We start from the raw sequence: 13,107 nt of genomic DNA on the forward strand, positions 1-13,107 counted from the left end.
GGCGGGCGGTCACAGGGTGCGGCGGAGTGAGGCGGCCAGTTCGATCGTGCGGGCCTGCTCCTCGGCGGTGCCCATGGCGGCGACCACCAGCTCGGTGGCGCCCGCGTCCCGGTAGGCGCGGAAGGCGCGTTCGACCTCGGCTTCGTCGCCCAGCACGACCGTCTCCTCCGGGCCGTCGAGGCCCTGCCGTTCGAGGAGCGCCTTGTAGGCGGGCATGTCGGCGACCCCGGCGAACTGCCCGGCGAGGGTGCGGCGCAGGCCGTCCGGGTCGGCGGTCACGCTCGCCAGGAACGTCGCGACGACGCGCGGGGCCGGGCGGCCCGCCTCCTCGGCGGCGCGGACGATCGACGGGGCCACATGGTCGGCGATCACCTGGGGGTTCGCCCAGGTGGTGACCGTGCCGTCGGCGTGCCGTCCCGCGATCCGCAGCATCTGCGGGCCGAGCGCCGCCAGCAGCACCGGGGGCGGCTCGGCGCCGGGCACGTCCACGCGGCCCACCGCCGTCAGGGTCTCCCCCTTGTACTCGACGTCCTCGCCGCGCAGCAGGGGGAGCAGGGCGGTCAGGTACTCGCGGACGTGGCGGACCGGCCGGTCGTAGGAGTAGCCGTACCAGCCCTCCATCATGGACGGATGGCCCGGCCCGACGCCCAGGACGAGCCGGTTACCCGTCGCGGCCTGCGCGCTGAGCGCCTGCCCGGCCAGAGCGAGGGGGTGCCGGGGGTAGGTCGGCACGACCGCGACGCCGACGCCGATGCCGGGGACCTCGCGCCCGGCCAGCGCCGCCGCGGTCAGCGCGTCCCAGGACAGCACCTGGCCGAAGTAGACGGCGTCCAGGCCGGCGTCGGCGGCGGCGCGCACCCGCCCGATGACGCCGTCCAGGTCCGTCCCGTCGGTGGGCACGAAGGTTCCGATGCGCATGGCACCTCCATAAGGAGAAGCGGATATCCCGGCTCCGCCCAGACTAATTTCGCCGAGCGCGGGCCGGGGTGTCCATGGAGAAGTCGTCCCGGCGCCCCCGGCGACGACGCCGTCTCACCCGTGACGCTCGACGGCCTGCGCGCGAGCGCGGAACGGTGACGGCGCCCCGGGAAAAGCAAAGGGCCCTCGCGGCGGAGCGGGAGGGCCCTTCGGTGATCAGGAGTCAGCTGATGCGCTGGGGGACGCCCCACGGGTTGTCGTCGCGCAGGGGCGGCGGGAGGAGGTCCTGCGGCCACTGCTGGTAGGCGACCGGGCGCAGGAACCGTTCGATCGCGGCCGTGCCGACGGACGTGGTCGACGGCGCGGTGGTCGCGGGGAACGGGCCGCCGTGCTGCATGGCGTGGGTGACGGCGACGCCGGTGGGCCACTGGTTCCACAGCACCCGGCCGCTGCGGTCGGCCAGCACCCGGGCCAGCGCGGCCAGCTCGCCCGTCTCGCCGTCCTCGCCGTGCAGGGTCGCGGTGAGCTGGCCGGGCAGCGCGGCGACGGCGTCGGCGACGTCGGACAGCCGCTCGTAGACGACCACCAGGCCGAGCGGGCCGAAGCACTCCTCGGCGGCGCCCGGGTCGGCGGTGAACGCGGCCAGGTCCATCGCGATCAGCCGGGGCGCGGCCGAATCCTCGTCGGACGGCCACACCAGGCGCCGTACGCCGGGACGCCCGCCCAGCTCGCGCGCCGTCGCCAGGAACCCGCTCAGGATCCGGTCGTTCAGCATCGGCGCCTCGGCGACCTCGCCGAGCAGCGCGGTGATGCGGTCGAGCAGGTCGCCGCCCGCCGGGACGAACATGATGCCGGGGTTGGTGCAGAACTGCCCGGCTCCCATGGTCAGCGACCCGACATACCCCTTGGCGATCTCCTCGGCGCGGGCGGCTGCCGCCCCGGGCGTCACCACGACCGGGTTGACGCTGCCCAGCTCGCCGAAGAACGGGATGGGCACGTCGCGTTCGGCGGCGATGCGGGCCAGCGCCAGCCCGCCGCGCTGCGAGCCGGTGAACGCGGCCGCCGCGATCCCCGGGTGCCGCAGCGCCTCGACGCCCCCGGCCTCGCCCTCGATCAACCCGAACACCCCGTCGGGCGCCCCGGCGTCCGCCAGCGCCCGCGTGACGATCTCGCCGGTGCGGCGCGACAGCCGCGGGTGCCCCGGGTGGGCCTTGAGGACCACCGGGCAGCCCGCCGCCCACGCCGAGGCGGTGTCGCCGCCCGCGACGCTGAACGCGAACGGGAAGTTGCTGGCCGCGAACACCAGGACCGGGCCCAGCGCCGTGCGGTAGCGGCGCACGTCGGGACGCGGACCGGGGGGCCATTCGGGGTCGGGGCGGTCGATGCGGACGTCGTAGAAGTCGCCGGCCAGCACCACCTCGGCGAACAGCCGCAACTGGAAGGTGGTGCGGGTCAGCTCGCCGTTCAGCCGGGCCGGGCCGAGGTGGGTCTCCTCGTCGGCCAGCGGCACCAGCTCCTCGCGCGCCGCCTCCAGGGCGTCGGCGACCGCGTTCAGCGCCGCGGCCCGCTCCTTGGGCGAGGCGGCGGCCCACGGCTCCGCAGCGGCCACCGCCGCCGACACGGCTCGGTCGGGCGTCAACACGCTCATGCTCACTCCAATCTCAGCCTCGCGGCTCCGCGTTCGAGATCCGCTCGGCCGAACGACGGTACCCATAGCAGCCGTACACGACCAGGCCGAGCACCATCCACACCGCGAACCGCACCCAGGTGATCCAGTCCAGGTTGGCGATCAGCCAGATGGAGAACCCGATGCCGACCAGCGGCACGACCGGCACCCACGGGGTGCGGAACGAGCGGGGCAGGTCGGGCCGGGTGCGGCGCAGCACCGTCACCGCGACGGCGACCACGATGAACGCCATGAGGATGCCGATGTTGGTCAGGTCGGCCGCCTCCCGGATCGGCAGGAACCCGGCGATGACCGCCGAGCCGGCGCCGACCAGCCAGATGACGCGGGTGGGGACGTGCCGGCGCGGATGGTTGCGGGCGAACCAGGACGGCAGCAGCCCGTCCCGGCTCATCGCGAACCACACCCGGGTGACCGCCAGCATGTTGGCCAGCGCGGAGGTGGCGATGCCCAGCACCGCGCCGACCGCCACGATCGTGCCGAGCCAGGCCAGGCCCACCGACGCCAGCGCGCTGGAGAACGGGCTCTTGACGTCGATGTCGCGGTAGTCCTGCATGCCCAGCATCACCAGGCACACCAGCAGGTAGATCACGGCGGCGATGCCCAGGGAGACGATGATGGCCTTGGGCAGCACCCGCTTGGCCTCGGCGCTCTCCTCGGCGGCGGCGCTCATCGCGTCGTAGCCGTAGACGGCGAAGAACGCGGTGGCCGCGCCGGTGACGGCGCCGCCGAGCCCGAACGGCAGGAACGGCGTGTAGTTGCCGGCGGAGATGTGGAACGCGCCCGCGATGATCACCAAGGCCACGATACCGAGTTTGACGGCGACCAGGATCGTCTCGAACCGGGCCGACTCCCTGGTGCCGCGCGACAGCACGAACGCCAGCAGCAGGCACAGCAGCGCCGCGAACAGGTCCACCTTGTGCCCGGCGCCGGTGCCGGGCGCGCCGAGGGCCCAGTCCGGCAGGCCGAACCCCATCCGGTCGGTCAGGTACGACAGGTAGCCGGAGATCGCGATGGCCACCACCGCGACGATCGCGGTGTACTCCAGCAGCAGGTCCCAGCCGATGGCCCAGCCGACCAGCTCGCCGAGCGTGGCGTAGGAGTAGGTGTAGGCGGAGCCGGCCTTGGGGATCAGGCCGGCGAACTCGGCGTAGCACAGCGCGGCGGCGCCGCTGGCCACGATGGCGATCAGGAACGAGATCATCACGCCGGGTCCGGCGTCGTCGTGCGCGACGACGCCGGCCAGCGAGAACACGCCCGCGCCGACCAGGCCGCCGAGGCTGAGCGCGACCAGCTGCCACAGGCCCATGGTGCGGCGCAGTCCGCCGGCGGTCTCCTCCTCGGAGGTGTCGACGGGCTTGAGGCGGAACATGCCCGCCCGGGAGAACGGCCCCGCCCCGGAGCGGGCGGCGCTGGACCGGGTCGTTGGGCTTGATTGGGACATGACGGTCCCTCCCGACATGAACAAAAAAGGGGTGGGTGATCGAGAATCCGCCGGAGATCTCCGGCGGTGGGCGCGCCGCGGGGGCACGTCGGGTAACCGGCGGGGCCGTGCGGCTAGAGGACGAAGCCGTGCGGGAAGGGGTCGGCCGGGTCGAGCATGTAGGTGGCGGTGCCGGTGATCCAGGCGCGGCCGGAGAACTCGGGGACGACGGCGGGCACGCCGCCGACCTCGGCGGTGTCGACCAGGCGGCCCGTGAACCGGGTGCCGATGAAGGACTCGTTGACGAAGTCGGTGTGCAGCGGCAGCTCGCCGCGCGCGTGCAGCTGCGCCATGCGCGCGCAGGTGCCGGTGCCGCACGGCGACCGGTCGAACCAGCCGGGGTGGATCGCCATCGCGTTGCGCGAATGCCGGGCGGTAGAGCCGGGCGCCAGGAACTGCACGTGCTTGCAACCGCCGATCAGCGGGTCGGCCGGGTGGCGCGGCGGGTCCTGCTCGTTGATCGCCGCCATGATCGCCAGCCCGGCGCGCAGGATGTCGTCCTTGCGGGAGCGGTCGAACGGCAGGCCCAGCGGCGCCAGCTCGGTGATGGCGTAGAAGTTGCCGCCGTAGGCCATGTCGTAGCGCACCTCGCCGAGGCCGGGCACGTCGACGACGGCGTCGCGCCGGGCCGCGAAGGCCGGCACGTTGCGCAGGGTGACCTGCTCGGCGACGCCGTCGCGCACCGCCACGCGCGCCTCCACCAGCCCGGCCGGGGTGTCGAGCCGCACCAGCGTCTCCGGTTCGGTCACCTCGACCATGCCGGTCTCCACCAGCACCGTCGCGACCCCGATGGTGCCGTGGCCGCACATCGGCAGGAACCCGCTGACCTCGATGTACAGCACGCCCCAGTCGGCGTCCGGGCGGGTGGGCGGCTGCAGGATCGCGCCGCTCATCGCCGCGTGGCCGCGCGGCTCGTCCATCAGGAAGCGGCGCAGCCCGTCCAGGTGCTCGATCGCGTACCGGCGGCGTTCGGCCATGGTGTCGCCGGGGACGGGCGCCACGCCGCCGGTGACGACGCGCGTGGGCATGCCCTCGGTGTGCGAGTCGACGGCGGCGATGCTGCGCACCGACCTCATGCGCCGGCCTTCCTCTCCCGCAGCGCGGCGATCGCCCGCTGCATGTCGGCGGTGACCGCGGCGCGGTGCGCGTCGACCAGCGGCCCGCGCGGCGGGCGGCAGGGGCCGCCGTACCGGCCGACCATGTCCATGCCGAGCTTGATGGCCTGGACGAACTCGGTGCGCGAGTCCCACCGGAAGGCCGCGACGAGCGGTTCGTACAGCGCCCGCGCCTCCTCCAGCCTGCCCGCCGCGGCGAGCGCGAACAGCTCGGCGGACTCGGCGGGGAACACGTTGGGGAATCCGGCGAACCAGCCGGTCGCGCCCATGAGCAGGGCCTCCAGGGTGACGTCGTCGGCGCCCGCGACGACCTCCAGGCCGGGGGCCTTCTCGCGGATCTCCAGGACCCGGCGCACGTCACCGGAGAACTCCTTGACCGCGACGACGTTGTCGATCTGCGCGATCTCGGCGAGCAGGTCGGGGGTCAGGTCGACCTTGGTGTCGATGGGGTTGTTGTAGACCATGACCGGCAGGCCGACGGAGGCGACGGCCTCGAAGTGGGCGATGACCTCGCCGCGGTTGGCCCGGTACATGGTGGGCGGCAGGCACAGCACGCCGTCGGCGCCGTCCTCGGCGGCGAGTTCGGCCCAGTGGCGGGCCTGGTGGTGGCCGGGGCCGTGCACGCCGACGACGACCACGCCGTCGCCGCCGACGGCCTCGACGGCGGTGCGGGCGACGCGGCGGCGCTCGTCGTCGGTGAGCGAGGAGTACTCGCCGAGGGAGCCGTTGGGGCCGACGCCGCGGCAGCCGTTGTCGACCAGCCAGCGGCAGTGCTCGGCGTACCGGTCGTAGTCGACCGCCAGCCCGGCGGGCGCGGTCGCGTCCTCCCGGTAGGGCAGCGCGGTCGCGACGATCACGCCGCCGAGGCCGTCGGCCTTGGTGCCGGTGCTCATTCGGTGCTCTCTTCCTGCATCGGTGATCGGTGGACGGGCCAGTTCGCCGAGCCGGATCGGCTGGGCGAGCGGCCTATGGTGCGGGGTCGCGGCGGGCAGCCCCGGCGCGGACCCTGCCGAGGACCCTGCCGGGGACGCCGCGGGCGTCCCGGCCAGCAGCTGCGCGACCGTGGGGCCGCAGATGCGGGCCTGGCAGGGACCGAGTCCGGCGCGGGTGCCGAGTTTGAGGGCGCGGGCGGACGCCGCGGCGGGGTCGCCGGCGGCGCGGCGCAGCGCGCCGTAGGTGGTCTCCTCGCAGCGGCACACGACGGTGTCGGGGCGCAGCCAGCCGGGCCAGGCGGCGCCGATCGGGTGGGCGGCGGCGAGGCGTGCGGCGAAGAGGCGGTCGCGGTCGCGGCGGCGCCGCAGCGGGGCCAGTTCCGGGGCGTCCGGCGCCCCTCCCCCGGCCAGCCATCCGGCGATGAGCCCCTCGGTGCGGGCGGCGGGCGCCCCGGCGATGCCGGTGATCTCGCCGGCCGCAAACACGCCGGGGCTGGTGGTGCGCTGGTCGCCGTCGACCTCGACGAACGCCTCGGCCGGGGACGCGGGGTCGGGCCGCCGCAGCGCGCAGCCCGCCGCGACGGGCAGCTCCAGCTGGGGGGTGAAGCCGTGCGAGACGCACACCGCGTCGACGGGGACGGTGCGTTCGGTGCCGGGCACGACCGACCAGTCGGGGCGCAGCCGCGCGGTGACGACCTCCTCCACCCGGCCGTCGCCGCGGGCCTCGACGACGGCGCGGCCGAACCGGTAGGGGACGCGGCGGCGCGTCAGCAGCGCGGTGTACTCGGCGAGCTCGGCGGCCTTGCCCGCCTGGGCGGCGAGCTGCCAGGGACGCCGGCCCCAGCCGCGCAGCACGGTCGCCGCGGTGTTGGCCTCCAGCACCTGCGCGACCTGGGATCCGGCCTCCAGCAGGGATGCGGCGACCGGCAGCAGGAACGGCCCGGAGCCGGCGACCACGACCCGGTCGCCGACGACGAGGCGTTCGCCCTTGGCCAGGGCCTGCGCGGCGCCGGCGGTGTACACGCCCGGCAGGTCCCAGCCGGGGAACGGCAGCACGCGGTCGTGCGCGCCCGGGGCCAGCACGAGCGCGTCCGGTTCCAGGACGCGGCGTTCGCGTCCGGCGCCGTCGGCCGGCCCGCGCAGCACGTGCACGCGCGGGGGGCGCCGCTCCCCCGGGTCGGACCGTTCCAGCGACCACACGGCGCTCTCGGGCCACCAGTCGCAGCGCGGATGGGTCAGCACGTGCCGCCGCACGCGGTCGAACGCCCGCCAGCCGTGGTGCAGCCGCTCGGGGTGCGCCGCCGCGTAGGCGTCGGGGAGCATCCGGTGGTACTGGCCGCCGGGACGCTCGGCCGCGTCGAGGAGCGTGACGGACGCGCCCGCCCGCAGCGCGGCGGTCGCGGCGGCCAGGCCGGCCGGCCCGGCGCCGACCACCACGACGCGGGTCCTCGCGCGGGTCCTCGCGCTCACTGCCGCACCTCCCGGGACTGGGTCTCGATCACGTCGCCGTCGCGGGCGCGGCGGCGGCAGGCGCGCACGTCGCGTTCGCCGTTGACCGTCAGCAGGCAGTCGAAGCACACGCCGATCCCGCAGAACACGCCGCGTGGGGCGCCGGACGGGCCGCGCCGCCACGCGCGGCGCCCGGCGGCCAGCAGCACGCCGGCGATGGTCTGTCCGGCGACGCCGGTGACGGGCTCGCCGTCCACGGTGATCCGCAGCGGCGTGTCGGGGCGGCGGCCGGCGGAGTCGTCCCCGGCCGGGACGAGCCTGGGGCTCATGCGGCACCTCCTTGGCCGAGCACGGCCGGGCGGTCGACGCGGAACGGGGCGGGGTCGAGCGGCGGGTCCTGGCCGAGCAGCAGCCCGGCCAGCAGCCGGGCGGTGCCGGGCGCCAGCCCGATGCCCGCGCCCTCGTGGCCGGTGGCGTGCCACAGGCCGGGCAGCCGCGGGTCCGGGCCGATGACCGGCAGATGGTCGGGCACGTACGGGCGGAAGCCGCCGTAGGCGCGCATCACCGGCACGCCCTCCAGGCACGGGAACAGCCGCAGCGCCTTGGCGGCGATCACCGACAGCACCCCGGGGCGCAGCCGGTCGTCGAACCCGACGCGCCGCCGCGACGACCCCAGCAGCACCGTGCCGGCGCGGGTGGCCTCCACGACCGCCGACGCCTGCAGGTCCTCGGCGCCGCTGCCGACGGCGCCCACGTAGTCGGCGTCGTAGACCTTGTGGAAGACGGTGGGCGGCAGCGGCGTGGTCACCAGCACCTCGCCGCGCCGGGGCCGCACGTCCACCGGGGCGCCCAGCCGCGCGGCCAGCTCGCCCGACCAGGGGCCCGCCGCGTTGACGAACGCGTCGGCCTCCACCGTGCCGCGGGAGGTGCGCACGCCGGTGAGGCGGCCGCCGCGGGTGACGGGGCCGAGCACCTCGCAGCCGGTGCGCAGCGCGGCGCCCGCGTCGAGGGCGTCGGCGAGCAGGGCGGCGGCCGCGGCGGCGGGCTGCACCTGGGCGTCCTGCGGGTAGTGGACGGCGGCGGCGACGTCGCGGGTCAGGTGCGGTTCGGCGGCGGCCAGGGCGGCCGCGTCGAGCGGCTCGGCGGTGACGCCCGCGCCGCGCTGCCCGGCGGCGAAGTCCGCCAGCTCGCGGGCGCCCGCGCCGGTGGTGGCGACGACGATGCCGCCCTTGGGGTCCCACTCGGCGGCGCGCGCCGTCTCGGGGCGGCGGTCGGCGATCTCCTCCAGGATCCGCGGCCACAGCTTGCGCGACAGCCGCGCCAGGGCCAGCTCGGGGCCGGGGCCCTTGTCGGAGACGAGCACGTTGCCCTCGCCGTGCGCGGTGGTCGCCGCCGCGGGGCCGCCGCGGTCCAGCACGGTCACCGCCAGCCCGGCGCGGGCCAGCTCGCGGGCGCACGCCGCGCCGACGATCCCGGCGCCCAGCACCGCGACCCGGGTTCCGGCCATGGCCCCTCCCTGCCGTTCGGTAAATCGAACGTTGCCGAGGCTATGCCCGGTGTTCCGGCGCTGTCAACGCTCCGTTTTCAGTCTTTGCCGGCCAGCCCGGGCGCATGCGGCTCGGCGAGGTGAAGCCGCTGGTCGGAGCGGTACTGCAGGAGGAGCACCGAGCGCACGGGGCCGTCGAGGGCGACGTAGCCGTGCGGGCGCGCGGCGTCGAACCCGACGTAGTCGCCCGGCCCGAGCTCGACCTCCTGGTCGCCGACCCGAACGCCGAGCCGCCCCGCCTGCACGATGGTGTGCTCGATGCCGACATGGCCGAGCGAGTCCTGCCGCGCACCGGGGCGGACCTGCTGGTCGTAGACCTCGACCATGCCGCCGTCGGCCTCGATGCCGTGCAGCGGACGCAGGTCGACGGCGGCCCCGCGCAGCACCTCCACCTCGGCGCCGCGCACCACGGTCGGACCGGACGGCAGCTGCTGGTCGAGCAGGTCGGAGATGGGCACCTGCAGCGCCCGCGACAGGCTGAACACCGTCTCGATGGTCGGGTTGCCCGCACCGGCCTCCAGCTGCGACAACGTGGCCTTGCCGATTTTCGACCGGCGGGACAGCTCCGACAGCGACAGCCCCCGGCCGAGCCGGGCGCGCCGGAGGTTGGCCGCCAGCACGTCCCGCACCGACTCTCCAGCACCGCCCACCGCGCGCCTCACCTCACCACTCGTCGCCCCTGGAACAGCCCCCAGGGTACCGCTCGTTCGCTTTAACGAACGGCCCCCTCCACCCGGCGGCTACCCGCCGGGTAATCGTCACGCCTCCCCGCCCGCTCCTAGCGTCGGGGACGTCGACGACCTCGACGACGACTCACAGGAGGCCACGATGACCACGACACGTTCCCTCACCGGCGCCGGGATCCTCGCCGACGGTCCGCGGCTGCTGAAGGCCGCGCTGCGGCTCGACTCTGCGGCCTCCGGCGTCAACGGCCTGGCCTACCTGGCGCTGGCCGGGCCGCTGGAGGACCTGCTGGGCCTGCACCCCGGTCCCGCCCGTGCGATCGGCGGTTTCCTGGTGGCCTACGCGCTGGCGATGTGGGCGGTCTCCATGCCCGCCCGCGTGCGGCGCGGCGCGGCCACCGCCGTGATCGAGACGAACGTGCTGTGGGCGGTGCTCAGCGTGCTCGCGGTGATCACCGGATGGCTGGACCTGAACGCGGCCGGGGCGGTGTGGGCGGTGCTCCAGGCGGCGGTGGTGGCGGGCTTCGCCGCCCTGCAGTACACCGGGCTGCGCCGCAGCCGATGATGGCCGATCCGCCGGAATCGGGGCGGTCTGAACGGGCAGGAGGCCGGTATGGACGAGATCACACTGCGCAGCCCCGCGTTCAGCGACCACACCCTGATCCCGGCGGAGTACTCGCACGCCCAGGGCGACGTCTCACCGCCCCTGGAGTGGTCGCACGTGCCCGACGCCGTGACCGAGCTCGTGCTGATCTGCGAGGACCCGGACGCGCCCGGCGGCACGTTCGTCCACTGGCTGCTGGCGGGCATCGACCCCCGCACCGAGGGCATCGACGCCGGGGGCGTCCCCACCGAGGCGACCGTGGGACGCAACGACTTCGGCTCCCAGGGCTACGGCGGCCCGCACCCGCCCGTGGGCGACGAGCCGCACCGGTACTTCCTCCGGCTGTACGGGCTGTCGGAGGCGTCCGGGCTCAAGGACGGGTTCACGGGCGAGGACGTCCCCGCGGCGGTCGGGGAGAAGGTCATCGCGTCCGGCACGCTGGTGGGGACCTACGGGCGATAGCGATGGACGGTCCGCAGCCTCCCCACCGGCAGCCGCGGGGGGACGAGCCGCTGACGGCGCGCAGCCCGCTCGGGCTGCGCGCCGTCCTGTCCGGCGCCGCGCTGGTCGCGGGCACGGTCGCGGCGGTGCTGTTCGGGCTGTCGGCGGCGCACGCGCGCGGCGCCGGGCCCTGGGTCGCCGCCGCGATCTGCGCGGCCGTCGCGGTGATCGCGGCGATCGACCTGGTGGCCATCGCCCGCCGCGCCCGCAGCTGAGCCCGCGGCGCAGACCCGTGGCGGCGGCCTGTGGCGGCGGCCTGTGGCGGCGGCCGGGCGCGGGCCCGGCGTGCTCAGGCCGCCAGGTCGCGGGCGGCGGCGGCGATCGCGTCGGCGTCGATCCCGGCGACCCGCAGCTGCTCCTCGGGCGTGGCGGAGGCGGGCATGTTCCGCACCGCCAGCCGCACCAGGCGCGGTACGGGGCCGCCGCCGGCGAACGCCTCGGCGACCGCGTCGCCGAGGCCGCCCTCCGGCCAGTGGTCCTCGACCGTGATCAGGCATCCGGTCCGCTCGGCGGCCTCGCGCAGCGCGGCGGCGTCCACCGGCTTGACCGAGTACAGGTCGATGACGCGGGCCGCGATGCCGTCGGCGGCCAGCCGGTCGGCGGCGGCGAGGGCCTCGTGCACCGTCACCCCTGCGGCGACGATCGTGACGCGGTCGGCGGCGGAGGACCGCAGCACCCTGCTGCCGCCGATCGGGAACCGCTCGTCCGGCCCGTAGATCACCGGGGTGGCGCCGCGCGTGGTGCGCAGGTAGCGCACGCCCCTGGAGTCGGCCGCCGCGTCGGCCATCGCCTCGACCAGCCAGGCGGTCTGGTTGGCGTCGCACGGGTACAGCACGGTGCTGCCGTGCACGGCGCGGAACGCCGCCAGGTCCTCCAGGCCCATCTGCGACGGCCCGTCCGGCCCGATCGCGACCCCGGCGTGCGAGCCGACCAGGTTGACGTTCGCACGGCCGACGGCGGCCATGCGCACGAAGTCGTAGGCGCGGGTGAGGAACGCGGCGAAGGTGGAGGCGAACGGGACCCAGCCGCGCGCCTGCATGCCGACGGCGGCGGCGACCATCTGCTGCTCGGCGATGTAGCACTCGAAGAACCGGTCCGGGTGCTCCTTGGCGAAGAACTCCGACCGGGTGGAGTCGCTCACCTCGCCGTCCAGCGCCACGACGTCGCCGTGGGCGGTGCCCAGGGCGCTCAGCGCCTGCCCGAAGGCGTCGCGGGTGGCGATCTGGTCGCCCACGTCGAAGCGGGGCGCTCGACCGGCGCGTGGTCCAGGGGCCGGGCGCACCGCTCGCACCGCGGGTGGCGCGGCTCGACGCGGATATGGCCGCGGCCGCCCAGTTCGGCGACGGCCTCCTCGGCGTCCGGCAGCGGCTTGCCGTGGTGGCCTTCGCGGTCCTCGACGGCGGCCACGCCGCTGCCCTTTTTGGTGCGGGCGATGACGGCGGTGGGACGGCCCGCAGTGCGCGCGGCCTCCCGGTAGGCGGCGTCGATCGCGTCGACGTCGTGGCCGTCGATCTCGACGGTGTGCCAGCCGAACGCCGCCAGCCGCCGGGCGTAGGCGCCGGTGTCCCAGCCGTGCCGGGTGGGCCCGCGCTGGCCCAGCCGGTTGACGTCGATGACGGCGGTCAGGTTGTCCAACCCCTCGTGGGAGGCGTGCTCGGCCGCCTCCCACATGGCCCCTTCGGCCATCTCGCTGTCGCCGCACAGCACCCACACCCGGGTGGGGACGCGGTCGAGCCGCTTGGCCGCCAGCGCCATCCCCACCCCGTACGGCAGGCCCTGCCCGAGCGAGCCGGTGGCCACCTTCACCCACGGCAGCCGGGGCGTGGGGTGGCCCTCCAGCTTGCCGCCGAGCCTGCGGAAGCCGAGCAGCTCCTCATCCGACAGCGCATCGGCGGCGACGAACATCGCGTACAGCAGCGGCGACGCGTGCCCCTTGGAGAAGATCAGCTGGTCGTTGCACGGGTTGGACGGGGCGTTGAAGTCGTAGTGCAAGTGCCGTGCCAGCAGCACCGCCATCAGATCGGCCGCCGACATCGACGAGGTGGGGTGGCCCGACCCGGCCGCGTCGGCGGCGCGCACGGCGTCCACCCGCAGCTGCCGCCCCAGCTCGCGCACCGTTTCCAGGTCCATGCCCTCGCGCTTGTCCTCGCGCATGTCTCTCCCTCCGGGCCGCCGGTGCGAACCGTCCCTGC

The 13,107-nt window shown here is 75.6% G+C and carries 13 protein-coding genes; 3 read left to right on the top strand and 10 right to left on the bottom strand.

Going from position 1 to position 13,107, the window contains the following annotated elements; all coding sequences use genetic code 11:
* Positions 1–9 precede the first annotated feature (9 nt).
* From QSK22_RS14780 to QSK22_RS14815, 8 genes are all read right to left on the bottom strand, one after another.
* Positions 10–918: a TIGR03564 family F420-dependent LLM class oxidoreductase gene (locus tag QSK22_RS14780; RefSeq protein ID WP_285494720.1), complete on the bottom strand. Its 909-nt coding sequence runs from the start codon at positions 916–918 to the stop codon at positions 10–12.
* A 223-nt stretch (positions 919–1,141) separates the two neighbouring features.
* A complete protein-coding gene (locus QSK22_RS14785) occupies positions 1,142–2,566 on the bottom strand; it encodes an aldehyde dehydrogenase (NADP(+)) (protein WP_285494721.1) in 1,425 nt (474 codons plus the stop codon).
* Positions 2,567–2,579: 13 nt separating this feature from the next.
* Entirely contained in the window at positions 2,580–4,046 is a 1,467-nt protein-coding gene (locus QSK22_RS14790) for an amino acid permease (RefSeq protein WP_285494722.1), read from the bottom strand.
* A gap of 113 nt (positions 4,047–4,159) precedes the next feature.
* Positions 4,160–5,161: a proline racemase family protein gene (locus QSK22_RS14795; RefSeq protein ID WP_285494723.1), complete on the bottom strand. Its 1,002-nt coding sequence runs from the start codon at positions 5,159–5,161 to the stop codon at positions 4,160–4,162.
* Positions 5,158–7,602: a dihydrodipicolinate synthase family protein gene (locus tag QSK22_RS14800; protein ID WP_285494724.1), complete on the bottom strand. Its 2,445-nt coding sequence runs from the start codon at positions 7,600–7,602 to the stop codon at positions 5,158–5,160. The genes QSK22_RS14795 and QSK22_RS14800 overlap by 4 nt, the downstream gene beginning before the upstream one ends.
* Positions 7,599–7,910 (bottom strand): (2Fe-2S)-binding protein, encoded by a 312-nt coding sequence (locus QSK22_RS14805; RefSeq protein ID WP_285494725.1) that lies wholly within the window; start codon positions 7,908–7,910, stop codon positions 7,599–7,601. The genes QSK22_RS14800 and QSK22_RS14805 overlap by 4 nt, the downstream gene beginning before the upstream one ends.
* Positions 7,907–9,088 (bottom strand): NAD(P)/FAD-dependent oxidoreductase, encoded by a 1,182-nt coding sequence (locus QSK22_RS14810; RefSeq protein ID WP_285494726.1) that lies wholly within the window; start codon positions 9,086–9,088, stop codon positions 7,907–7,909. Before QSK22_RS14810 ends, QSK22_RS14805 begins: the two co-directional genes overlap by 4 nt.
* A 77-nt stretch (positions 9,089–9,165) precedes the next feature.
* Positions 9,166–9,777, bottom strand: a complete 612-nt coding sequence (locus QSK22_RS14815; RefSeq protein WP_285494727.1) for a helix-turn-helix domain-containing protein — start codon at positions 9,775–9,777, stop codon at positions 9,166–9,168.
* A gap of 178 nt (positions 9,778–9,955) precedes the next feature.
* Between QSK22_RS14815 and QSK22_RS14820 the strand changes: the two genes are divergently transcribed.
* The 3 genes from QSK22_RS14820 to QSK22_RS14830 are packed head-to-tail and all read left to right on the top strand — an operon-like array spanning position 9,956 to position 11,130.
* Positions 9,956–10,375, top strand: coding sequence for a hypothetical protein (locus QSK22_RS14820; RefSeq protein ID WP_285494728.1), 420 nt, complete (start codon positions 9,956–9,958; stop codon positions 10,373–10,375).
* A gap of 48 nt (positions 10,376–10,423) precedes the next feature.
* A complete protein-coding gene (locus tag QSK22_RS14825) occupies positions 10,424–10,876 on the top strand; it encodes a YbhB/YbcL family Raf kinase inhibitor-like protein (protein ID WP_285494729.1) in 453 nt (150 codons plus the stop codon).
* Between the two features lie 2 nt (positions 10,877–10,878).
* Complete coding sequence (locus QSK22_RS14830) at positions 10,879–11,130, top strand: DUF6343 family protein (protein WP_285494730.1); 252 nt, start codon at positions 10,879–10,881, stop codon at positions 11,128–11,130.
* 74 nt (positions 11,131–11,204) lie between these two features.
* Here QSK22_RS14830 and QSK22_RS14835 read toward each other — a convergent pair whose 3' ends face one another.
* Positions 11,205–12,149: a transketolase gene (locus tag QSK22_RS14835; RefSeq protein WP_285494731.1), complete on the bottom strand. Its 945-nt coding sequence runs from the start codon at positions 12,147–12,149 to the stop codon at positions 11,205–11,207.
* A complete protein-coding gene (locus QSK22_RS14840; RefSeq protein ID WP_285494732.1) occupies positions 12,104–13,069 on the bottom strand; it encodes a thiamine pyrophosphate-binding protein in 966 nt (321 codons plus the stop codon). Before QSK22_RS14840 ends, QSK22_RS14835 begins: the two co-directional genes overlap by 46 nt.
* Between the last annotated feature and the right edge of the window lie 38 nt (positions 13,070–13,107).

Origin of the sequence: Actinomadura sp. NBRC 104425 (assembly GCF_030269545.1) — a bacterium.
Taxonomy (GTDB): Bacteria; Actinomycetota; Actinomycetes; order Streptosporangiales; family Streptosporangiaceae; genus Spirillospora; species Spirillospora keratinilytica.